At 33.9% G+C, this 23,520-nt stretch carries 22 protein-coding genes; 13 read left to right on the top strand and 9 right to left on the bottom strand.

From position 1 onward, the window contains the following. The first annotated feature begins 15 nt into the window (after positions 1–15). The 3 genes from AC2DGP_RS04905 (at position 16) to AC2DGP_RS04895 (ending at position 3,139) form a co-directional block, all read left to right on the top strand. Positions 16–1,713: a GMC oxidoreductase gene (locus AC2DGP_RS04905; RefSeq protein WP_484491905.1), complete on the top strand. Its 1,698-nt coding sequence runs from the start codon at positions 16–18 to the stop codon at positions 1,711–1,713. Between the two features lie 3 nt (positions 1,714–1,716). Further along, complete coding sequence (locus tag AC2DGP_RS04900; RefSeq protein WP_484491904.1) at positions 1,717–2,340, top strand: gluconate 2-dehydrogenase subunit 3 family protein; 624 nt, start codon at positions 1,717–1,719, stop codon at positions 2,338–2,340. 106 nt (positions 2,341–2,446) lie between these two features. After that, on the top strand, positions 2,447–3,139 hold the full coding sequence (locus tag AC2DGP_RS04895) for a 3-keto-disaccharide hydrolase (protein ID WP_484491903.1): 693 nt from the start codon (positions 2,447–2,449) through the stop codon (positions 3,137–3,139). Positions 3,140–3,162: 23 nt separating this feature from the next. On the opposite strand, the gene AC2DGP_RS04890 is transcribed toward AC2DGP_RS04895, so the two are convergent. From AC2DGP_RS04890 to AC2DGP_RS04865, 6 genes are read right to left on the bottom strand one after another with little or no spacing between them, the layout of a single operon-like run. Beyond that, positions 3,163–3,510, bottom strand: a complete 348-nt coding sequence (locus tag AC2DGP_RS04890; RefSeq protein ID WP_484491902.1) for a DUF1801 domain-containing protein — start codon at positions 3,508–3,510, stop codon at positions 3,163–3,165. A gap of 5 nt (positions 3,511–3,515) precedes the next feature. After that, positions 3,516–4,829 (bottom strand): TolC family protein, encoded by a 1,314-nt coding sequence (locus AC2DGP_RS04885; RefSeq protein WP_484491901.1) that lies wholly within the window; start codon positions 4,827–4,829, stop codon positions 3,516–3,518. Positions 4,830–4,831: 2 nt separating this feature from the next. Further along, positions 4,832–5,947 carry an efflux RND transporter periplasmic adaptor subunit gene (locus tag AC2DGP_RS04880; protein ID WP_484491900.1) on the bottom strand — a complete coding sequence of 372 codons (1,116 nt, stop codon included), beginning with the start codon at positions 5,945–5,947 and terminating at the stop codon, positions 4,832–4,834. Positions 5,948–5,952: 5 nt separating this feature from the next. Further along, positions 5,953–6,645, bottom strand: coding sequence for an ABC transporter ATP-binding protein (locus tag AC2DGP_RS04875; protein WP_484491899.1), 693 nt, complete (start codon positions 6,643–6,645; stop codon positions 5,953–5,955). An 11-nt stretch (positions 6,646–6,656) separates the two neighbouring features. Then, positions 6,657–7,892 (bottom strand): ABC transporter permease, encoded by a 1,236-nt coding sequence (locus AC2DGP_RS04870; RefSeq protein WP_484491898.1) that lies wholly within the window; start codon positions 7,890–7,892, stop codon positions 6,657–6,659. Between the two features lie 13 nt (positions 7,893–7,905). Further along, on the bottom strand, positions 7,906–9,135 hold the full coding sequence (locus tag AC2DGP_RS04865) for an ABC transporter permease (protein WP_484491897.1): 1,230 nt from the start codon (positions 9,133–9,135) through the stop codon (positions 7,906–7,908). 329 nt (positions 9,136–9,464) lie between these two features. Here AC2DGP_RS04865 and sucD point away from each other — a divergent pair, with 329 nt between their 5' ends. The 7 genes from sucD to AC2DGP_RS04830 all read left to right on the top strand — a co-directional run bounded on the left by sucD (position 9,465) and on the right by AC2DGP_RS04830 (position 14,330). Next, positions 9,465–10,337 carry a succinate--CoA ligase subunit alpha gene (gene sucD, locus AC2DGP_RS04860; protein ID WP_484491896.1) on the top strand — a complete coding sequence of 291 codons (873 nt, stop codon included), beginning with the start codon at positions 9,465–9,467 and terminating at the stop codon, positions 10,335–10,337. Positions 10,338–10,511: 174 nt separating this feature from the next. Then, the gene (fabG, locus tag AC2DGP_RS04855; RefSeq protein ID WP_484491895.1) at positions 10,512–11,261 is read left to right on the top strand and encodes a 3-oxoacyl-[acyl-carrier-protein] reductase; all 750 of its coding nucleotides are present in this window, start codon (positions 10,512–10,514) and stop codon (positions 11,259–11,261) included. 79 nt (positions 11,262–11,340) lie between these two features. Then, positions 11,341–12,324, top strand: a complete 984-nt coding sequence (locus tag AC2DGP_RS04850) for a type I phosphomannose isomerase catalytic subunit (protein WP_484491894.1) — start codon at positions 11,341–11,343, stop codon at positions 12,322–12,324. 21 nt (positions 12,325–12,345) lie between these two features. Next, positions 12,346–12,813: a MaoC family dehydratase gene (locus AC2DGP_RS04845; RefSeq protein WP_484491893.1), complete on the top strand. Its 468-nt coding sequence runs from the start codon at positions 12,346–12,348 to the stop codon at positions 12,811–12,813. Continuing rightward, positions 12,814–13,086 carry a hypothetical protein gene (locus AC2DGP_RS04840; RefSeq protein ID WP_484491892.1) on the top strand — a complete coding sequence of 91 codons (273 nt, stop codon included), beginning with the start codon at positions 12,814–12,816 and terminating at the stop codon, positions 13,084–13,086. Between the two features lie 25 nt (positions 13,087–13,111). Then, positions 13,112–13,945, top strand: coding sequence for a prohibitin family protein (locus tag AC2DGP_RS04835; RefSeq protein ID WP_484491891.1), 834 nt, complete (start codon positions 13,112–13,114; stop codon positions 13,943–13,945). 1 nt (position 13,946) lies between these two features. Continuing rightward, positions 13,947–14,330 carry a transmembrane 220 family protein gene (locus tag AC2DGP_RS04830; protein WP_484491890.1) on the top strand — a complete coding sequence of 128 codons (384 nt, stop codon included), beginning with the start codon at positions 13,947–13,949 and terminating at the stop codon, positions 14,328–14,330. On the opposite strand, the gene AC2DGP_RS04825 is transcribed toward AC2DGP_RS04830, so the two are convergent. Genes AC2DGP_RS04825 through AC2DGP_RS04815 form a run of 3 tightly spaced genes read right to left on the bottom strand, consistent with a single transcriptional unit; the run spans position 14,323 to position 17,733 of the window. Continuing rightward, the gene (locus AC2DGP_RS04825) at positions 14,323–15,507 is read right to left on the bottom strand and encodes a BaiN/RdsA family NAD(P)/FAD-dependent oxidoreductase (protein ID WP_484491889.1); all 1,185 of its coding nucleotides are present in this window, start codon (positions 15,505–15,507) and stop codon (positions 14,323–14,325) included. The two genes, AC2DGP_RS04830 and AC2DGP_RS04825, sit on opposite strands and share 8 nt — an antisense overlap. 8 nt (positions 15,508–15,515) lie before the next feature. Next, positions 15,516–16,526: a UDP-N-acetylmuramate dehydrogenase gene (gene murB, locus AC2DGP_RS04820; protein ID WP_484491888.1), complete on the bottom strand. Its 1,011-nt coding sequence runs from the start codon at positions 16,524–16,526 to the stop codon at positions 15,516–15,518. 13 nt (positions 16,527–16,539) lie between these two features. Further along, positions 16,540–17,733, bottom strand: a complete 1,194-nt coding sequence (locus AC2DGP_RS04815) for a pyridoxal phosphate-dependent aminotransferase (RefSeq protein ID WP_484491887.1) — start codon at positions 17,731–17,733, stop codon at positions 16,540–16,542. Between the two features lie 126 nt (positions 17,734–17,859). Between AC2DGP_RS04815 and AC2DGP_RS04810 the strand changes: the two genes are divergently transcribed. The 3 genes from AC2DGP_RS04810 (at position 17,860) to AC2DGP_RS04800 (ending at position 23,511) form a co-directional block, all read left to right on the top strand. Further along, positions 17,860–19,185 carry a PDZ domain-containing protein gene (locus AC2DGP_RS04810; RefSeq protein ID WP_484491886.1) on the top strand — a complete coding sequence of 442 codons (1,326 nt, stop codon included), beginning with the start codon at positions 17,860–17,862 and terminating at the stop codon, positions 19,183–19,185. A 176-nt stretch (positions 19,186–19,361) separates the two neighbouring features. Then, positions 19,362–21,818 carry an endopeptidase La gene (gene lon / locus AC2DGP_RS04805; protein ID WP_484491885.1) on the top strand — a complete coding sequence of 819 codons (2,457 nt, stop codon included), beginning with the start codon at positions 19,362–19,364 and terminating at the stop codon, positions 21,816–21,818. Positions 21,819–21,891: 73 nt separating this feature from the next. Further along, positions 21,892–23,511 carry a S8 family serine peptidase gene (locus tag AC2DGP_RS04800; RefSeq protein ID WP_484491884.1) on the top strand — a complete coding sequence of 540 codons (1,620 nt, stop codon included), beginning with the start codon at positions 21,892–21,894 and terminating at the stop codon, positions 23,509–23,511. Positions 23,512–23,520 lie beyond the last annotated feature (9 nt).

Below are 23,520 nucleotides of genomic sequence, written 5' to 3'. Positions count from 1 at the left end.
AAAATATTGAATAATATGTCTAACAAATTTGACGCTATTGTAATCGGTACCGGAATATCAGGAGGATGGGCTGCAAAAGAATTATGTGAAGGAGGTTTAAAGACCTTAGTTTTAGAACGCGGGAGAATGGTAAAGCATATTCAAGATTATCCCACCATGCATGAGGATGTTTGGGATGATACTCATCGTGAAAAGAGAACAAAGGAAGCGTCGAGAAATCAATATAAGCAAGGAAGATTATGGGGAGGCTATGCTACCAATCCAGTTAGAAAACATTGGTTTGTTGATGATGTAAAACATCCTTATAATGAAAAGAAAAAGTTTGATTGGATTAGAGGATATCATGTTGGAGGGCGCTCTATTATGTGGGGAAAGCAAACGTATCGATGGAGTGATTTGGATTTTGAAGCAAATAAGAAGGATGGGCATGGTGTAGATTGGCCAATTCGATATAAGGATATTGCTCCATGGTATGATAAGGTTGAGGAGTATATCGGGGTATCTGGACAAAATTTAGGGTTGGATCAGCTTCCTGATGGAAAGTTTTCTCCACCCATGGAATTGAACTGTGTGGAGAAAGATCTGCAAAAGAAGATAACAGATTCCTTTGATGATAGACTTTTGACTATTGGAAGAGTTGCACATTTAACAGGAAATGCATTGCATGAGGGAAGATCTAACTGTCAATATAGAAATAGATGTGATAGAGGATGTCCTTTTGGTGGGTATTTTAGTAGTAATTCATCTACTATACCTGCAGCAGAAAGGACTGGAAATATGACATTAAGACCAAACTCCATTGCATATGAGATAGTGTATGATGAGAAAAGCGAAAAAGCTTCTGGTGTAAAAATTATTGATACGATCACGAAAGAGAAATTATTTTTTGAGGCTGAAATTATTTTTAATTGTGCTTCTGCCATAGCATCCGCAGGAATTTTATTACAATCGAAATCAAAACGTTTTCCAAATGGTTTAGGGAATGATAGTGGTGAATTAGGGCATAATGTGATGGATCATCATTATCAAGTAGGTGCTTCCGCATTGGTTGAGGGATTTGATGATTCTTATTATAAAGGGCGTAGACCAAATGGGTTTTATATTCCGAGATTTCAGAACTTAAATGACAAAAGCGAAAAAAAGGAATATATAAGAGGTTTTGGGTATCAAGGCGCAGCGAGTAGAGGAAATTGGAAACAAGCAATTTCAGAATTAAGTTTTGGCAAAAAATTGAAAGAAAAAATATTAAAACCTGGAACTTGGAGTGTTGGAATGGGGGCCTTTGGTGAGTGTTTGCCTTATCATGAAAATAAAATTTCTTTGAATTATGAAAAACTAGATGAATGGGGATTGCCAACAATCGATTTTGATGTAGAATACAAAGAAAACGAGATGAAAATGCGTGAGGATATGAAAAATCAGGCCGTTCAGATTTTAAAAAAAGCAGGCTATAAAAATGTTTGGGGATATAATAATGAAGCCATACCTGGTAAAGGGATTCATGAAATGGGAACTGCTAGGATGGGTAGAGATCCTAAAACATCAATATTGAACAAATACAATCAAATTCACACTGTTAAAAACGTCTACGTAACAGATGGTGCTTGTATGACATCTTCTGCTTGTCAAAACCCATCATTAACATATATGGCATTAACGGCAAGGGCTGCAGATCATGCAATAAAGGAGTTTAAAATGAATAAAAAGGCATAAGTTATGGATAGAAGAAGTGCACTAAAAAATTTAACCATGAGTTTGGGGTATGCAGTGGCAGCACCCACTATCTTGAGTATTTTAAACGCTTGTAAAGAAGATTCAGTACTGTGGGAAACTAAATTTTTGACCAAGGAAGAACAGAGAGTAGTAACGGAACTAGTAGATATTATTATTCCATCTACTGAGATTGTAGGTGGATTGGATGTTAATGTTCCTCAGTTTTTGGATTTGATGTATAAGGATATAGAAACCGAAACAAATCAAAAGTTATTTAGGAATGGAGCTGTTGTTTTTGCTGATAAGTTTAAAGAGAGATTCGGAGTTTCTGTTTTGGAGGGAAAAAAGAAAGAGTTTGAAATTCTGTTAACTGAGTATTTTGATTTATCTGAAGAGGAGACAAAACATTTGTTGTGGTTTCAAAAAACTCCGATGCATAAAGTTTCTAGAGATAAGATGCAGTATTACAATGTGTATAAATTTTTATTGTCCGTACGCTACTACGCCATTTTTGGGTATTGCACATCTGAAAAAGTAGGGGAAGAAGTGTTGAGTTATGATCCTATTCCGGGACAGTATAATGGGTGTATTTCTGTAGATGAGGTTGGGAATGCATGGTCAATTTAAAAAATATGAAAAAGATTTTAGTATTCGCGGTGGTTTATTGTATGTTTTTGATTGCTTGTGATATAGGAAATAGAAAAGCGAAAGGGGGGCTAAGAAAAAGGAATGGGTGTCTTTGTTAGATGATAATTCTTTAAAAGGTTGGGTGGTAAAGATTACAGGCCGTCCTCTTGGTGAAAATTATAAAAATACTTTTCAAGTACATGATGGTGTTTTGTCTGTGAACTACGATTCATATGACACTTTTAATAATAGTTTCGGTCATGTTTTTTATGACAAGGAGTATGCAAACTATAGGTTAAGAATGGAGTACCGTTTTATAGGAAGTCAATTAAAAGGCGGAGGTGGTTGGGCTAAAAGAAATAGTGGGATTATGGTTCATTGTGAAAATCCACGTCAGATGGGTCTTGATCAAAAGTTTCCTGTTTCATTGGAGGTTCAATTATTGGGAGGCTTGAACGATGGTGAGCGTCCTACAGGAAATGTTTGTACCCCGGGAACACATGTGGTAATTGACGGAGAGTTGGTAGAAAAACATTGTATTGATTCAAATTCTAAAACTTACAATGGAGATCAGTGGGTTAAAGTGGAAGTGGAGGTTAGGAATGATTCCATCATCAAACATTACATTAACAATGAATTGGTATTAGAGTATACTAATTTTGAGCTAGGGGGCAAGGTAGATGCAAATAAGGAATTATGGTTAAGGAAAGAAGGTAAACCTTTAAGTAAAGGCTTTATATCCTTGCAGAGCGAAAGTCATCCTTGTGAGTTTAGAAATATTGAAATTATGGAATTGTAAAAATGCTTATCTATGATTTTTACTTACTCGTAGAGTTTTGAAGCTTGGTTAAATATCTCGTAGAGAGTCTCAATTGCTATATCTTGGTCTAGGGGTATAGGTAGTATTTTGATTCTTGTTCTGTCTCCCTGAATTAAATTATGGTTTTCTAAGAGAAACCCTCTAGCAATTCCAATATAGGGCTCGTTGGTTTTTTTATCTTTCCAGATGTAACAAAAGGGTTTCTTTTTATAGTAATAAGATGGTAAACCATATTTCCATTCTTCTGAAATATGGTCATTATAATTCAAAATAATATCACGCAAAGCAAAAAGAACACTTCTGTTCGGTTCTTTTTGTTTTAGGTAATAAGCTTCAATCTTTTCTTTCATGAGTACTAATATAAGGGAATGCCAAAATAAAACTCCAGTACCTTGGCTTTGAAGAAATAATCGTATTTGGATCGAATGACATCATTTTCGGCATTTTCATACCGCAATCTTGCCAAACTATAATCAAAAGAATTCATGAGTCCCAAATCAAATTTTTCTTGAGAATAACGAAAAGATTCTTTTCTGGCATCCAACGTTTTTTCTGAAGCTTCGAAAACCGCATAGGCGGATAGCACATCATTGTAACTTTGGTTGACTTTACTTTTTAAATCTATTTTCGCCTGTTCTAACGCTAGTTTGCTTTTTTCTAGGTTGATTTTAGAACGTCTCACTCCATTAGAGTTGTCTAGTCTGTTGAAAATCGGAATATTTAGCCTTAACCCGATAGAGTGGTTGGCTCTGTCCGATATTTGTTGATCAAAGCTAGGAGGGGTGTAAAGTTCTGATTGAAAATAACTCGTATTAAAAGAGTATCCAGCCGATAAAGTTGGATGGTAAATTCCTTTGGAAAGTTTTAAGTTGTCCTCACTTATTTCTACAGTAATTTCAGCATTTTTAATATCATTTCTTGTTTCCAAAGCCTTAAGGTAAATTTCAAAAGGTGTTTTTTCAAGTATTGTGGTAGAAGCAATTTCGATAGAATCTGTAATTCTGAAGGATTTGTAGTCCACGATAGAAAGGATATTAGCGAGGTTTATTTGTGAGATTCTAACTTGGTTCTCTGAATTGATTATTTGCTGGCTTTGGGTAGCAAGATTGGATTCAAATTCTAGCAAATCTCCTTTGGGTATTGTACCAGCCTCAGCCAATTCTTTACTTCTATCATATTCAGCTTGATTGATTTCAAATTGTCGTTTGACTGTTTTAAGAGACTCTTTGTTAAAAGCTACTTGAAGGTAGGCGTTGATGATATTCAAGGATATATTGTCCTTCATATCATCTAATTGGTACTGGTTTGCCAAAATTCCTAGGTTAGCCTTATGAAGTTGCCGAATGTTTCTTAATCCATCATATAGCATTACATTGGAGTTAACTCCAAGACTAGAATTTTGAGTTGTAGCTGTGACATTTAAATTTGTCGTAGGATCAGGATTCAATCCTGTATTCCAAGAATGTCCAATTGAAGTAGTTAAATTTGGTAAAAAATTCCCTACCGCACCTCTTTTATTTATTTCAGCAGTCTCAAGGTCAAGTTCGGATTGTTGGATAGAAATGTTATTTTCTAAGGCGTATAATATACAATCACTTAATGACCAGGTTTTTTGGGCGTACGTTGAAAAACAACAAAGAGAAAGCCCTAAGAGAAAAAGTTTTTTCATAATTAATTCTTCTTGTCGTTATCTTCTTTCGAGGCTTTGTTCCAAACTTTAATATTGTCTGATTCAGTTACTCCGGAAATAATTTCAACATTAATTCCATCAGAAATACCTAACTCTACATCTCTTTTTTCAAATGTTTGAGGTGTAGTTTCTATTTCAACAAAAGGTTTTTCAGTTTTTCTGTCGTATTGAAGTAATGCTTCTTTGATAGCTAAAATGTCTTCTTTTTTGTCAAGAATTAATTCGGCATTGGCACTATATCCCGCTCTCACATAAGTAGAATCGTTAAGGGTCAATGCTGCTTTTATTTTGAATAAAACGGCACCTTGGTTTTCTGTTCCTTTTGGAGCAACAAAATTTAATTTTGCTTTGTAACTAACTCCTTCAATGGCACCAATTTTAACATCTAGTATGGTTCCTTCTTTTAGTTTTCCAACTTCCGCTTCGTCTACATTTCCTTCAAAAATCATTTTATTTAAATCGGCAATAGAGGCTATAGTGGTACCCGCATTAAAATTATTACTTTCTATTACTTGATGCCCTACTTTTACAGGTATCTCTAAAATGGTTCCAGTAACAGTAGATCTAATATTTGTATTTGCAGAAGAAGATGCATTGGCAGATCCTACTTTGATAATTTTATAATCGCTTTCTGCATTATGTAGTTCTTGTTTAGCTTGATTATAATCTAATTCTATTTTATTGAAATTTTGAATAGCAATAACTCCTTTATCAAGTAATTTTTTGTTTCTATCGTAATCAATTTTGATGTTATTTAAGTTTAGTTCAGCCCGTTTTATACGTCCCTGTGCCGTATTTAAGGCTTTTTCATTTGGGATGATTTTTATTTTCGCCAATAAATCACCTGTCTTTACAAAATTACCTTCCTCTACTAGAATTTCATCAATAATACCCGAGATTTGAGGTTTGATGTTAGTTTCATCTTCAGGAGTTACTTTACCTGTTGCTACTGATTTCTTTTCAATAGTGGTAATAAAGGCCGTGTTCGTTTTAAATTCTACTGCAGATTTGCTGTTCTTTTCTTTAAAAAACCATAATACATAGCCTAGCGCTCCTAGGATGGTAATTACAAGAATAATTTTAAATGCTTTTTTCATGTCAATTAAGAGTTTGTTTTGGTATTCATTTTTTCATCACTTACAATAACCCCGTCCTTAAGTCGTACCAAACGATCCGTTTGCTCAGCGATATCTTCTTCATGTGTAATCACAACAATTGTCATACCTTCTGCATTGATACCTTTTAAAATATCCATAACAGATTCCGTTGTTGCCGAGTCTAAGGCTCCTGTAGGTTCGTCCGCGAGAATTACTTTTGGTTTCGTAACCAAAGCACGCGCAATAGCAACTCGTTGTTTTTGACCACCAGAAAGTTCATTCGGAAGATGTTTGGCCCAATCTTTAAGTCCTACTTTGTCTAGGTATTCTAATGCCATTTGTTGACGTTCTTTCTTTTTTATTCCTTTATAGTATAAGGGTAAGGCAACATTTTCTACAGCAGTTTTGTAAGAGATTAAATTGAATGATTGGAAAACAAAACCAAGAAATTTATTTCTTAAGATTGCTCCTTTTTTTTCATTCAAATCTTTGATTTCTTCATGGTTTAAGTAGTATTTACCTTCGTCATGAATATCTAATAAACCTAATATATTTAGCAAGGTTGATTTTCCAGAGCCAGAGGCGCCCATAATTGCAATAAATTCTCCTTCCTTGATGTCTAAGTCTAGACCTTTTAACACATGCAGGGAGTCTTTTCCAACAGGATAAGATTTATGTAAGTTTTCAATTTTTATCATCTAGAATTTTTTTATTCATCACTTAATGCTTCTATGGGTTTAATTCTTGTTGCTCTTCCAGCAGGAATCATACCGATGAGTGTTCCTAAAACGGTTAAACATAATACAGCAATCATAACAATAGGAATTGATACGGATGGATTCACAAGAGCTGCATCATCACCTTGTCCAAATTTTGAATCAACAAAAATCAAGATCAGTCCACCGGAAATGATACCTAATATACCGGCGATTAACGAGAGTGACAAGGCTTCCATAATGACTTGTCTTTTGATCATAATTGGTGTAGCACCTAAGGCACGTCTAATTCCGATTTCTTTGGTTCTTTCTGTAACTGTAATAAGCAGGATATTTCCAATTGCAAACACTCCGGCAATTAAAGTGGCAATTCCAACAAACCAAGTTAAAAATTGCATTCCTTTTAAGAAGCCAGTTATTTTTTTATACTCTTTACCAAAGTTATAACTTCCAAAAGCTCTTGGGTCATCAGGCCTGATGCTTCCGAGGTTTTTTAAAAGTAACTTGGCATCTTTTTCTATCTGATTGATATCTTGGTTAGGGTATCCGGTAATCATTAACCAGCCAACACTGTCACCAGCATTAAATATTTGTTGGAAACAAGTGAATGGAATGTGTACACTATTTTCATTATCGAATTCTCCACTTTTAAAAACCCCAATCACATGAAAATTAATATTATTAATAAGAACATTAGAACCTACCGCTTCTTCATCTTTTTGATAAAGTTGTTTAAATATCTCTTCTGAAATTACGACAACTTTTCTTCTTTCTTTAATGTCCTTTTCATTGATAAAACGACCGAAACTCATATTTTTTTTCTGAACACGGTTTAGGTGAGGGTAATCTCCAAACACTGTAAAGTCTGCCGTTTCAAAGTTTCTAGAAAGGGTTCCGTTTCTAGCGTGTCTAGGAACAACAAAGTCAACACCCGGAACTTCGTTTTTTATTTTTTCCATATCACTTAACTTGATACGAACTCTTCTGTTTTCTTGAAATCCTTTGAAAGGCATACTTGTTCTTTGTCCCCAAATAAATACACTATTTGTAGCTAAGTTTCCGAACAATCGATTAAAAGAGTTTTCCATTCCTTTTGCACTACCTAAAAGTGTAACCAATAGAAATATCCCCCATGTAACTCCTATGATGGTAACCATAGTGCGCAGTTTGTTTTTACGAATACTTTCGTAAATTTCTTGCCAGGTATCACTTTCAAATAAAAACTTCATTTATTGTTATGGTTTAATCATTTCTTAATGCTACAATGGGTTTAATTCTAGCAGCTCTTTTTGCTGGTAAATATCCGGCGAGGCATCCAGCAATAATCAAAACAAACATTGCTGAAACTACAAGGCTAGAACTTACGCTGGGGTCTGTGATAAAATAATCTTCTAAACTATTTCCAATTAACGAAAGAGTTCCAATACCTATGAGCATTCCAACATATCCTGCAATAGAAGTGATGACAATGGACTCTAAAAGAATAATCATTACAATTGAATTAGGTTTGGCGCCCAATACTTTTCTTATCCCTAGTTCTTTAGTTCTTTCTTTAACAATGTATACCATAATATTACTAATCCCGACAACCCCTGCAATAAGACTACCAAAACCAATAAAAATAACCAATAAACCAATCACAAAAGTCATTTGATTTATGTCTCTCCTGCGTTCAGCAAAATTAACAGTACGTATTGCTCTCTGGTCATTAGGGGCGACTGAAAACCTTTCTTTAAAATCTTCTGTTAATTTATTACTGAAAGCCAAGGTTTGGCTATAATTCATTTTTGGATTGTAAGCAATTCTAATTTCTTTTATGTATTCTTTGTTTGAAAAAATACTTTGAGCTGTTGTTACAGGCATGTAAATCAAGCGTTCTTCGTTGTCACCGCCATCATCTTCAAAGGTTCCAATAACCAGAAAAGAAATCCCTTGTAGGCTTATTTGTTTGCCGATAGGGTTCTTATTTCCAAATAAGTCTTCTACTACCAATCTTCCAATAACTACATGTTTCAGTTTTTTGTCAATGTCATTATTGTTCAGATATCTCCCATACACAACCTTGGTGTTTTCTAAGTATTGATGATCAGGGTGTACTGCTCTAATATTGTATTCGTTTTTTTTTCCTTTAAAAGATCCAGTGAAGTTTTTGTATACACGAGCTGTTATGTATTGAATCTTGTCGTCATATTTGTGCTTTACGTATTCATAGTCTTCATTAGTAAAATTGATTCTTTTACCAGTTTGGTTCCCCTTGTAGGGTTTAGATGTTCTACCAGATCTTATAAAAATAGTATTGCTAGCGTCATCAGAAAAGAAACCTGAAAAAGTATTTTGAAGACCATTAGAAATCCCTGATAAAAGTGTGAAAATCAGTATTGCAAATAGAATGGTAAAACCGGACAGAATGCTCCTAAGTTTATTTTTATTTATGCTTTGAAAAATTTCATTCCAAAGATCTGTGTTAAACATAGCAAGAACAGTCTAAGAGTTAGATTAATAGGTTGTTCAAATTTAATAATATATATGCTTGATAATCTGGAAAAACTGTAAAATTTTGTTAAAAACTGAAGTTTTAAAAATTTAGGTATTCTTCAAATGCTTGTTGTTGCTAAACTTTAGAACTATTAATTATCGTTTTTTTGATAAAACTTAAATTTTGTGCGTGTTAAATAAAGGATTTGAAGAAAATTCTAGCTTAGAAATTAGGAAATATTAAATCTTACTTTTGCTGCTCGCTGTTCAAGAAAATATCGATACTTTTGTTTTCTCACAAACTAAAAATAAACAAAACTTCTACTATGAGCGTTTTAGTAAATAAAGATTCAAAAATTATTGTTCAAGGATTCACAGGTAAGGAAGGTACTTTCCATGCAGGTCAAATGATTGATTACGGAACCAACGTTGTTGGTGGTGTAACTCCAGGAAAAGGAGGTCAAGAGCATTTAGGTAAGCCTGTATTTAATACAGTAGCAGATGCAGTTGAAAAAGCTGGTGCTGACACAACCTTAATTTTTGTTCCACCTGCGTTTGGTGCAGATGCTATTATGGAGGCTGCAGATGCAGGAATTAAAGTAATTATCTGTATCACAGAAGGAATTCCTACTGCTGATATGGTAAAAGTGAAAGCTTATTTAGAAGGAAAAGAAGCACGTTTAGTTGGGCCTAACTGTCCAGGTGTTATTACTCCAGATGAAGCTAAGGTAGGGATTATGCCTGGGTTTATCTTTAAAAAAGGTAATGTAGGGATTGTTTCTAAATCAGGAACTTTAACTTATGAGGCTGCGGATCAAGTAGTGAAACAAGGTTTTGGAATTACAACTGCCATTGGTATTGGTGGAGATCCAATTATTGGTACTTCTACCAAAGAAGCTGTTGAATTATTGATGAATGATGAAGAGACAGAAGCAATTGTTATGATTGGTGAAATTGGAGGTCAGTTAGAAGCAGATGCTGCAAAATGGATCAAAGCAACGGGTAATAAAAAACCGGTTATTGGATTTATCGCAGGTCAAACGGCACCAGCTGGTAGAACAATGGGACATGCTGGAGCAATTGTTGGTGGAGCTGATGATACTGCACAGGCAAAAATGGCGATCTTAAGAGAAAATGGAATTCACGTAGTAGATTCACCAGCAAAAATTGGTGAAATGGTTGCTAGCGTGTTGAAATAATATAGGTTTTAAATCACCTGAAACGGTCTATATCTTTTATTAGGTATAGACCGTTTTGTTGTTTATATGTTTAGGTGTTAGTTAGTTGTTTGTTCATTTATTGTTTTTAGAGTCATTCTATTAGTTGTTTGTTTCGGTTTGAGTATATTTGCTTCGAAATTAAAAATTTTGAAAATGAAACTTCTTGAAAACAAAACAGCATTAATTACTGGTGCAACTAGAGGAATTGGAAAAGGAATAGCGATTACCTTCGCAAAACAAGGTGCTAACGTAGCGTTTACATACAGCTCTTCAGTAGAAGCAGCAGAAGCCTTGGAAAAAGAATTAGAAGGTCTTGGTGTAAAAGCTAAAGGATATCAATCTAACGCGGCAAAATTTGATGCGGCTCAAGAATTGGCGGCAGCAGTATTGAAAGAATTTGGTACTATAGATGTTTTGATTAATAATGCAGGTATTACAAAAGACAATTTATTAATGAGAATTAGTGAAGAAGATTTTGATAATGTAATCGAGGTGAACTTGAAGTCGGTTTTCAATTTAACGAAAGCTGTAATTCGTCCGATGATGAAGCAGAGAGCAGGTTCTATTATAAACATGAGTTCTGTTGTGGGTGTTCAAGGGAATGCAGGACAAACTAATTATGCTGCCTCGAAAGCAGGAATGCTTGGGTTTACAAAATCTGTAGCGTTGGAGTTAGGTTCAAGAAATATCCGTTGTAACTCGATTGCACCTGGTTTTATAGAGACTGAGATGACCGCAAAACTAGACGAGAAAGTTGTTGAAGGTTGGAGGCAAGGAATTCCTTTAAAAAGAGGTGGTTCTCCAGAAGATATTGCCAACGCATGTGTGTTTTTAGCATCTGATATGTCAGCATATATCACGGGTCAAACATTGAATGTTGATGGTGGTATGATTACAGCCTAAAAAAATATAGAACTTAAAAAGAAAGCTATTGCGATTGTGTGCAATAGCTTTCTTTGTTATATTTATATAAAAAACAACTATGGAGAGATCTACAATTGGACTTTTGAAATTTGAACCAATTTATCAATACCGAATATGGGGTGGTGAAAAATTAAAAACAGTTTTAGGAAAAAACTATTCAGAGACTAAGATAGGGGAGAGTTGGGAAATTTCTGGTGTCTCTGGAAATGAAACAAAAGTTGATCAAGGACCTATGAAAGGTGAAACACTCAAAACATTAACCGATAGGTTTGGGGCCGAATTTGTGGGAAAAAAGTGTTTTGATCATTATGGAACGGAATTCCCTATTTTGATAAAGTTTATCGATGCAGCAGCACCTTTGTCTGTTCAGGTTCATCCGGATGATATTTTAGCAAAAGAACGTCATAATAGTCTTGGTAAAAACGAGATGTGGTTTATTATGGATTCTGAAACAGATGCTGAATTAATAGTTGGTTTCAATAAAAAAATGGATAAGGGATCTTATCAAGAGAGTGTTGCTAATAGCACTTTAATGTCTGATTTGAATTCATTGAAGGTTGAGAAAGGAGATCTTTATTATTTACCTGCGGGTAGGGTACACGCTATTGGTCAAGGTGTAATGTTAGCGGAAATTCAGCAAACTTCCGATGTGACTTATAGAGTGTATGATTATGATCGTGTAGATGCGTTGACGGGAAAGAAACGGGATTTACATGTGCAAGAATCAATAGATGCTATTGATTTTAAGGAAGTTGATGAGTATAAAACATTGTATTCTAAAGAAGTCAATCAGTCAAACTTTATGGTTGATACACCATTTTTTAAAACAAATTATATACATGCATCTGAAGAAATGATTCTATCTTATAAGGAAAATGAATCTTTTAAAATTTATATATGCACAGAAGGAAAGGCTGTTTTTAAAATAAAAAATCAAGAGGTTGAGATAAAAAAAGGAGAAACGATTTTGTTGGCTGCAAATGAAAAAAGTTTGACTATCTTGCCATCGAATAATGTGGAGCTCTTGGAGGCTTCTTATTAAATAATCAACTAAAATAAAAATATGAGTGTAGTTATTATTAATAGTTTTGATGAGTACAAAGCTTTCGAGGGTAAAGTGATTGGAACTTCAGAATATTTAAAAATTTCACAAGACCAAATCGGTCAGTTTGCTGATGCAACATTAGATCATCAGTGGATCCACTTGGATAAAGAAAGAGCAGAAAAAGAAAGTCCGTTTAAAGCAACTATCGCACACGGATATTTAACCTTATCATTATTACCCTATTTATGGGAGCAAATTGCCGAGGTAAGAAATAATAAAATGATGGTTAACTATGGTATTGAGAATTTTAAATTCATCAAACCAGTTTTAGTAGATAGTGAGATTCGTTTGGTGGCATCTTTAAAATCAATTGTCGATTTGAGAGGGACATCAAAAGCAGTTTTAAATGTTACTATTGAAATCAAAGGAGAAAGAAAGCCTGCCGCACAAGGAGATATCATATTCTTGTATACATTTACGAATTAGATGACAGACTTAGATTTAAAAGAAAAAATAATGGCGAATATTGATATGTTCGCCATTTCTGATTTTTGTCCGAATGGAGGTTGGCCAAAATTTGACAATTTGTCTGTTAAAATCTACAAATCAGAGATCCTTTCAGATGCGGTTTTATATGATCTAGAGTTGTTATACGATTGTCAAGTTGCTGGATGTTGTTTTATACCTGGCGGAGACAATTATACTAGGTTAAGAAAAAAAATAAAAATTTCTGACACCAAATTTTCGGTGCTGAATTAAAAATTAATTTATAAATATATTAGTTATGAGTAATAGTCAATTAGATATACGTTTTCCAAAAGGAGGAGCTTTCTTTATAATATTAGCCGTTTTTGCGGTGATATTTTTTTCAAAAGCAACGGTAACGATAGGTTCTGGTGAAGCAGGAGTGTTGTATAAAACTTTTGGAGGTGGGGTCGTAACAGATGAGCCTGCTTTAGGAGAGGGGTTTCATTTGGTTGCTCCTTGGAATAAAGTAATTATTTATGAAGTACGTCAACAAGAATTGTTAGAGAAAATGAAGGTTTTATCTTCGAATGGACTTGACATTCTTTTGGAATTAAGTGCTTGGTATCAACCAGATGCTAATCAACTTGGTTTGTTACATCAAAAGAAAGGACAGAGTTATTTAGATAGAGTTATCAAGCCTTCTATTAGGTCTGCTGCAAGAAGTGTGGTGGGGAGGTATACTCCAGAGCAAATTTATTCAAGTAAGAGAGATGCTATACAAGAAGAGATTTTTGAGGAAACAAAAATAATTTTGGATGAGCAGTTTGTACAGTTGAATGAGGTTTTGGTAAGAGACGTAACGTTACCACCTACTATTAAAACTGCGATTGAAAATAAATTAAAACAGGAACAAGAATTTTTGGAATATGAGTTTACTATTCAGAAAGCTCAAAAAGAAGCAGAAAGACAAAGAATTGATGCAGAGGGTAAAGCAGCAGCAAACCGAATATTAAATCAATCTTTGACAGATAATATTTTAAAAGAAAAAGGTATTCAGGCCACGGTTGAATTGGCAAAATCTCCTAATTCAAAAGTTATTGTTGTAGGAAGTGGTAAAGAAGGTTTGCCATTAATTTTAGGAAATAATTAAAATGGATAAAAGACAGAAAATAAATATTGCACTTGCAGTATTGTATGTTTTATTCGCTGTAGTTCAGTTAAATGATCCAGATCCAATAGAGTGGTTTTTATTGTACTTTTTGGTGGCAGTATTTTGCGTTGTTGCCAATTATATTGTACTCCCCAAAAAACTGTTGTTGGGATTAATTGTAGCTTATGTATTGTATTCAGGCTATTATTTTTCTTATTTCATGGACTGGATTCAAATAGAACACAAAGAAGAGCTCTTTGGCAAAATGGTTTATGAAAAACCTTATTTAGAGGGAACACGTGAGTTTTTAGGTCTATTGATAGCCGCAGCAGGTATGTTGCATTTATACTTAAAGGGGGGCTCAGAAAAACAAGTAATCAATTGATGTTTTTTGCTACAAAATAACCAGTAGCAAAACACCCTTGTAATAAATAACCACCTGTTATGGTGTCCCAATCAAACATTTCCCCAGCAATATATATGTTGGGGATTTTTTTTAGAGATAGTTTAGGCGTCAACTCTTCAAGAGAGATACCACCTGTAGTTGAGATAGCTTCTTCAATTGGTCTAAGTCCTTTAATGGGAATGTCAAGTTTTTTTAAAGCTTTTACAAATAGAGTAGGAGTGGTATAAGTTTCTTTGTCGGTAAAAGATTTTAGAAAAGCTATCTGTGATTTGTTTAATTTAAAAACGTAACCATAGTTTTTAGGCTTAGTTCTGTTGGTTAGTTTTGAGAGCAATTCTTCTTCGGAGTTAAATGGTTTTAGATCGATTGAAATAAAGGATTGTCCGTTTTTTAGAAGTCGACCAAGTTGACTTGCTAGTGGGTAAATAGCATTTCCTTCAAGCCCATAAGATGAAATTACAGCTTCTCCCTTTATGCTTTTGTTTTGTACGGTGATTTTAATATTTTTTAAAGGAGTCCCGATGTGATTTTTAATGGGTTTTGATACATAATCAACAAGAATACCACAATTTGAGGGTTGAAAAGGAGTAATTTTAATATTGTTTTCCTGCATTGCTTTAACCCATGAGCCATCTGAACCTGTAATAGACCACGAAGCACCTCCTAAGGCAAAAATACATATGTCGAATTGTTTGGTGAAAGAAGAAGTTTTGTTTTTGATATAAATTGACTCTTTGTTAAAGTTTATCATTTCGTGCTCAACAAAAACATCAACATTTTGCTGAGTTAGTTTTTGTTTTATTGCATTTAAAACTTCAATTGGTTTTATTCCTTTCTTAGGGAATATTCTACCGCTCGATCCTGTGTATGTTGGTATACCAAGCTCCGCTAGCCAATTGGTGGTAGCTTTAGAATCGAAAGATTTTAATATGTTAGAGAATATAGAAGTCGGTGTATAATTTTCAAATAACTCTTCTCCGATTTTGTCATTACTAAGATTAAATCCGCCTTTCCCTGCAACTAAAAATTTACGACCTAATGTTTTTCCCTTTTCGTAAAGAGTTACCTTGTGTAATTTGCTTAGTTCAACGGCAGCCATCATCCCAGCAGGTCCACCACCTACAATAATAATATTTTTAACTTGTTGTTGTTTCATAGTAATTGTTATTCAATTACGTTGACTTCAATTTCAAGATTAATTTTGAAGTTTGAAAAAATTGTAGCTTGAATTTTTTTCGCCAAGGCATATATTTCCTTTCCTGTGGCGTTACCATAATTTACAAGAACCAAAGCTTGGTTTTTATGGGAGCCAGTTTCACCAATACGTTTTCCTTTAAAGCCAGACTGTTCAATAAGCCAACCAGCAGGAATTTTAACGGAATTGTTATCTACAGAATAGGAAGGTATGTTTGGGTGCAAGGATTTCAATTTTTCAAAATGAGAATTTGAAATAATAGGGTTTTTAAAAAAACTTCCGCTGTTCCCAATTTCTTTTGGATTAGGGAGTTTTGAATTTCTTATGTTTATTACAGCATCGCTTATACTTTTTATAGAAGGGGTTGCGATATTGAGTGCGTTAAGTTCGGATTGAATAGCTCCATAAGAGTAATTTAATTTATGTTCTTTTTTTGTGAGTAAAAATGAAACTTCAATGATTATATATTTACCCTTTAAAGAATTTTTGAAAACAGAATTTCTGTAACCGAAATCACATTCAAAGTTTTTGAAAATTCGGATTTCACCGGTTTCTATTTCAATGGCAGTTACACTATCAATAGTATCTTTCACTTCCACACCATAGGCACCAATATTTTGGATTGGACAAGTACCAACATTACCAGGAATTAACGATAAGTTTTCTAGGCCTCCTAAATTATGGTCGATGCACCATAGTACAAATTCATGCCAATTTTCACCCGCTTTGGCCTTAACTAAAGTCTCAGTTGAATTGATGTTTTTGGTTTCAATTCCTTTTAAATTCAGGTGAACTACTAGCTTGGAAATATCATTAACTAAAAGCAAATTACTTCCTCCGCTTAGTATAAATACGTCTTTTTCATTCTCTAAGACTTCCTGGAGCTCCTCTATTGTGGAAACAGATACATAGCTTTTGGCCAAAACATCAATCCCGAAAGTATTATAGTTTTTAAGTGAAAAATTTTGTTGAATTTGCATCTAGTTAAAAAACTTAGTTTTTGTTGTATTGGTTCAAAGCTAATTTTAATATTTCTACAGATCTAATTAAGTCTTTTTTATTTAGAACATAAGCAATTCTAATTTGTGATTTACCAATGTCTTTTGTCGTGTAAAAGCCGCTGGCAGGTGCAACCATTAAGGTCTCTTTTTTGTCTGAGAATTTTTCTAACATCCATTGGGCAAATACATCAGTATCTTCAACAGGTAATTGAACAATACAATAAAAAGCTCCTTGGGGAGTGAATACTTTTATCCCCTCAATCTTTTGTAATTGCTCTACAAGTATGTTTCGTCGTTCTGTGTATTCCTTTACCACTTCAGTGAAATAACTTTGAGGTGTCTCTAAAGCAGCCTCAGCAGCAATTTGTGCATACGTAGGTGGACTTAATCTTGATTGAGCCATTTTCATAATCGTATCTAGGAAATCTTTGTTCTTAGATACAATACACCCGATTCTTGCACCACACATGCTATACCTTTTTGAGATGGAATCTATCATGATAGCATTTTGATCCATTCCTTCTTCATTCAAAATGGAATAGTGGGTAGAGTCATCATAAACAAACTCTCTATAAACTTCATCTGCAATTAAAAACAAATCGTATTTAATGGCAAGTTCTTTCAATTGATGAATATCTTTTTTCGAATAAACCACACCAGTTGGATTCCCTGGGTTGCATATCAAAATAGCCTTTGTGTTTTTTGTAATCACTTTTTCAAAATCAGAAATTTTTGGCAAAGCAAAATTTTCGTCAATGGTTGAGGTAATCGGAACCACGTTTACACCTTCTGCTATGGCAAAACTGTTATAGTTAGCGTAGAATGGTTCAGGAATTATAATTTCATCATGTGGGTCTGTAATACAAGCAATAGTAAACAATAAAGCTTCAGAAGCCCCTGTGGTTACTAAAATATTTTCTTTTTCTATTAAGATATCATGTTGACTGTAGTATTGCGCAAGTTTTTCACGGTATTGCTCAGATCCATTTGATGTAGTATAGCCAAGAATTTCAATAGAATTATTTTTTACAGCATCTAAGGCAACTTTTGGTGTATGAATGTCAGGTTGACCAATATTTAAATGATAAATATGGATTCCTTTTTTCTGTGCTGCCTCAGCATAGGGAACCAGTTTTCGTATTGGCGATTCTGGCGTTAAAATTCCCTTTTTAGATATTTGTGGCATGCTTATGTTTTTGTGAAAATTGTAATTTAAAATAGCGTACAAATTTAATTTTTTTAGCTTAAAAGCCTCAATAATAGCTTGTTTTTTTTGAGAAAAAATAGAATTCTTTTGTAACTTAGAAAAAAAATGAGCCCAGTGAAGAAAATAGCCTGCATATTTCTTTTGTTTCTTGCTTTTTCTGTGAAGGCACAAAGGGTTTCAAATTTGCACCCCGGCAAAAAATATCAAAGCATTAAATTTAAATTTATAAATAATTTAATCATCCTTCCGTTGGAATTAAATGGTGTTAAAGGAGATTTTATTTTGGATACCGGTGTTAAAGGTAATATTCTGTTTTTAGGAGAAAACGGAAAGTTTTTTATCAAAGATTCTTTGAGAATTGTCAATCTTCGTGGTTTTGGATATGGCGATCCGGTGAAGGCTTATGTATCTATGGGGAATACTGTGAGGTATAAAAGCATGGTGCTTCCAAATAAAGAATTTTTTCTATTGAAAGATGAAAAATTGAATTTTTCTGCAAAAACGGGTATCGTTATTCATGGTTTGATAGGAGCAGATTTTTTTAGAAATAATGTTATTAAAGTCGACTATAAAAAAAATAGAATATATGTTTATGATCGTGAATATTATTATGAAAAAAAGCATAAAGAGACTAAAGTAAAAACGATTGATTTAGTTTTTCATAACGACAAGCCTTATATGGAAGGTGAGGTAAAGATATTTGAAAATGATACCGCACATAAACCTGTTAAATTATTAATAGATACTGGAGGTACTGAGGCATTATGGTTGTTTAAAGATGAAAATAAATTTGAAAAATTACCGCCTAAGTATTTTACAGATTTATTAGGGGAGAGTTTGACAGGGAGTATTCATGGAGATAAGGCCAGGATTGAGACATTTGCGTTTGGTGGGTATGATTTTGGAAACCCTATTGTTTCTTTTTTAGATGAAGATGTCGCTAGAAAAGCGAAAAGAATAAAGGGTAGAAATGGTACTTTGGGAGCTGGGATTTTAAAGCGATTTACGGTTTGGTTTGATTATAGAAATGAAAAAATGTACTTAAAAAAGAATTCTAGGTATAAAGAAGAATTCTATTACAACATGAGCGGTTTAGAGATAAATTATAATGGAAGTGTTATGGTTCTAGAGTTTAGACAGCCTGGTGTAAATTTAATAGAAACCGATAATTTAGTTTCTTTAGATTATCATTTTGCATTAAAACCTTCTTATATCATAGCCAATGTCAGGAAAGGTTCTCCGGGTGATTTAGGGGGCTTAAAAGAAGGGGATATCATATTAGAAATTGATGATATAGCAGTGCATCATAAAACTTATGGTGATATCATTGAACATTTTTATAAAAAGAAAAATAGACGTGTAGATTTATTGATTGAAAGAGATGGTGAAGAGATGTACTTTAAATTTCACTTGGTTGACGAATTGGATTGAAATTTGGATAGTACAGTTTGTCTGATTGTGAGACTTGGCACGAGAATTGAAATATTTATTGTTATAAGACGTAAAACTTCAGAACTCCATGTATTAATAGGGTTTATAAGGAATTGTATAATTTCGATTGGAAGTTTAGTTAAGAAATAATGTCAGTTTGACAGTAAAACATATTTATGAGCAATTCAAAAGTTATAAAAATAGACAGTTTGTCTTTACAAAATATGCTTGATGAGGATTCAGAGTTGATCCCGTTAATGACAGCAGAAGATGAAGAAGAGATCAATAAAGAAGAAATCCCTGAGACACTTGCAATTTTACCTTTAAGAAATACGGTTTTGTTTCCTGGTGTTGTAATTCCAATTACTGCAGGTAGGGATCAATCTATTCAATTGATAAAAGATGTAAATAGTGGTGATAAAATATTAGGAGTTGTTTCTCAAATAGATCCTTCTGTAGAGAAGCCAACCGAAAAAGATATTCATAAGATAGGGGTTGTAGCTCAGATTTTACGTGTTTTAAAAATGCCTGATGGAAATACAACAGTTATCATTCAAGGTAAAAAACGTTTTCAAGTAAAAGAGGTTATTCAAGAAGAACCTTATTTGAAAGCCACTACACAAGATTTTCTAGAGGATAGTTTTATTGAGGATACGGATGAGTTTAAGGAAATCATGTCTTCTGTAACTGAATCTGCCTTAGAGGTAATTAAAGAGAATCCTAATTTACCGTCAGAAGCGGCTTTTGCAATTAAAAATATTCAAAGTCAGTCTTTTCTTGTGAATTTCATTTCTTCGAACATGAATTTGAGTGTGAAGAAGAAGCAAAATTTATTAGAAAAAAGTTCTTTAAAAGAACGTGCAATCACAACACTAAAGGAATTGAATAAGGAATTGCAGCGATTGGAATTGCGTAATGACATTCAATCCAAAACGCGTGTTGATATGGATCAACAGCAGAAAGAATATTATCTTCAACAACAATTGAAAACAATTCAAGAGGAGTTGGGAGGTGTTTCTCATGATGAGGAGTTGGTTGAATTGAAGGAAAAAGCCAAAGACAAAAAGTGGGGAGAAGAAGTTCAGGCTCGTTTTGATAAAGAAATTAGCAGATTGCAGAGAATGAATCCTCAAATGCCGGATTATTCAATTCAAAGAAATTACTTAGAGTTATTGTTAGATCTACCTTGGCATGAATATTCTAAAGATAATTTTGATTTAAAACGTGCTGATAAAATTCTTAATAGAGATCATTTTGGTCTTGAAAAAGTTAAGGAAAGAATTATTGAACATTTGGCGGTTCTGAAATTAAAAGGAGATATGAAATCTCCAATTATTTGTTTGTATGGCCCTCCAGGAGTAGGTAAAACTTCTTTGGGTAAATCTGTGGCAGAAGCCTTGGGCAGAAAATACATTCGTATGTCTTTAGGTGGTTTGAGAGACGAATCTGAGATCAGAGGACATAGAAAAACTTATATTGGAGCGATGCCTGGGCGTTTGATTCAAAATATGAAAAAAGCAAAAACATCGAATCCAGTTTTTGTTTTAGATGAAATTGATAAGTTAGCATCGAGTCATGGTGGAGATCCTTCAGCGGCAATGTTAGAGGTTTTAGATCCAGAGCAAAACACAGAGTTTTACGATAATTATTTAGAGGTTGGTTATGATCTTTCTAAGGTTCTTTTTATAGCAACAGCAAATAATATTGGAGAGGTTCCTTGGGCGCTTAGAGATCGTATGGAATTGATCAATGTTTCTGGTTATACGATTGAAGAAAAAACGGAGATCGCCAAAAAGTTTTTATTACCAAAACAGCTAAAGGAGCATGGTTTGACAACTGATCAGTTGAAAGTTGGAAAGGCGCAATTAGAAAAAATTGTTACTGGATATACTAGGGAATCTGGAGTAAGAAGTTTAGAGAAGCAAGTAGCAAAAGTGGTACGTTATGCAGCCAAGTCCATTGCAATGGAAGATGAGTATAATGTAAAGTTATCCAATGATGACATAGTCACTATTTTGGGTGCTTCCAAAATGGAAAGAGATAAATATGAGAACAATGATGTTGCAGGTGTTGTAACCGGATTGGCTTGGACAAGTGTTGGGGGAGATATATTATTCATTGAATCTATATTGTCTAAAGGTAAAGGAGAATTATCAATTACAGGTAACCTTGGAAAAGTGATGAAGGAATCCTCGACAATTGCTCTAGAATACATTAAAGCGAATATTGAAGAATTTGGAATCGATCAGAAAGTGTTAGATGATTATAAGATTCATATTCATGTTCCTGAAGGAGCAACACCAAAAGATGGTCCTAGTGCTGGGATTACAATGCTTACTTCATTAGTTTCTGTCTTGACTCAAAAGAAAGTAAAATCGAATTTGGCTATGACAGGAGAGATTACTTTGAGAGGGAAAGTATTGCCAGTTGGTGGAATCAAAGAGAAAATATTGGCTGCAAAAAGAGCGAATATTAAAGAGATTATTCTTTGTGCAGAGAATAAACGTGATATAGATGAAATTAAAGAATCTTATTTAAAAGGACTTAAATTTCATTATGTAACCGAAATGAGTGATGTGATTAAAATTGCATTGACTAAGCAAAAGGTTAAAAACGCAAAGAAGTTGGTTTAATCTAAAATGTATGAAAAAAAGCGAATGGTTGTTTCATTCGCTTTTTTTATTTCTAAAATTGTAAATTGTTAAGATGAAAGTTTTGGTTTTTACGTTTTGTATATTGAGTTCGTTGTGTTTTTCTCAAGAGGAGGATGCTTGGGTTTATTTTAAGGACAAGCCTTCTTCAAGTGCCTATTTGGCTTCTCCAATATTAATGCTGAGTCAAAAGTCTTTGGATAGAAGAACGGCACAAGGTATTAGTTTGGATTTGAAAGATGTTCCGGTTGAAGGAAGTTATATCACATCGATTTCTCAGAGTTCCGGTATCACTGTTTTGGCAAAGTCAAAGTGGTTAAATGCATTACATGTTAAAGGAACAGCAACGGATATTAATTTATTGAACAGTTTGAGTATTGTAGACTCTATTCAGTTTAAAGACCATAGTCTTAATAAGGGAAGCTTCAAAAGGTCTACTAGTAAATTTAAATTGGAAACCACAGTGTCCTCTGAGTTAGATTATGGAGTTACAGAAAATCAAATAGCAATGCTTTCAGGCGACTTTTTACATGACTTGGGATATTTAGGTGATGGTCTTAAAATTGCCGTTTTAGATGCAGGGTTCAAGGGGGTAGAAAATTTTGCCGCCTTTTCTAGGTTGCACGATGCTAATCTAAGCAACGGAGAGATATTAGGGGGGTATGATTATGTCCATAGAGATTCTAACTTTTATGGTGATACTGGAAATACACATGGGTTATCTGTTTTGTCTACAATAGGCGCTTATATAGATGATCAATATATAGGTACTGCACCAAATGCTCAATTTTATTTATTTGTAACAGAAGATGCAAGTTCAGAAACACCTTTAGAGGAAAGTTTGTGGGTAGAAGCTGCAGAAACTGCGGATAGCATTGGTGTAGATATTATAAATACCTCATTAGGGTATACCACATTTGATGACTCTAGTTATAATTATTCGTATTCAGATATGGATGGAAATACAACATTTATTTCTAGAGGGGCGGAAATTGCATCATCTAGAGGTATTTTATTAGTTACCTCGGCAGGGAATGAAGGAAGTAGTTCTTGGAAGTATATAAGTGCACCGGCAGATGTTGCATCTGTTTTGTCAGTTGGAGCAGTAGATTCCAATGGAGTGATAGCAAGTTTTAGTTCTTTTGGCCCAACAGCAGATAACCGAGTAAAACCGGAGGTGGTCGCACATGGAAAAAGTGTTTATGTAATCAACAGTGCTGGGAATATTTCAATTTCAAGCGGAACTTCATTTTCAGGTCCAATTATTGCAGGTATGAGTGCTTGTTTGTGGCAGGCTTTTCCGAATAAAACCGCTAGTGAGATAAAAAACCTGATCTTAACATCTGCAAATAAATTTGAAAATCCATCTGATCAATATGGTTATGGTATCCCTAATTACCAATCTATTTATGAGTCATTAGGTGTCAGTAGATTAGTTCTTGATGAAATACAAATTTATCCCAATCCGGTAAATAATTATTTGTTTGTTGCTTTGAAAGAGCCGGATCTTGGGAGCAAAGTATATTTTTATGATGTCTTAGGACAATTAGTCCTAGAGAAGTCTTTATCAAACAAAGATGCTAAAATAGATGTAAGCACTTTAGAAAGTGGTGTTTATTTTTTGGAGTTGGTTAAAGGTAAGTATAGACGTTCCGTTAAATTAATAAAAAACTAGAAATAGAAT

This window comes from Flavicella sp. IMCC45537 (assembly GCF_057197705.1).
Note: the sequence above shows the minus strand (reverse complement) of the source record. Positions and strands in the feature narration are given on the sequence as shown.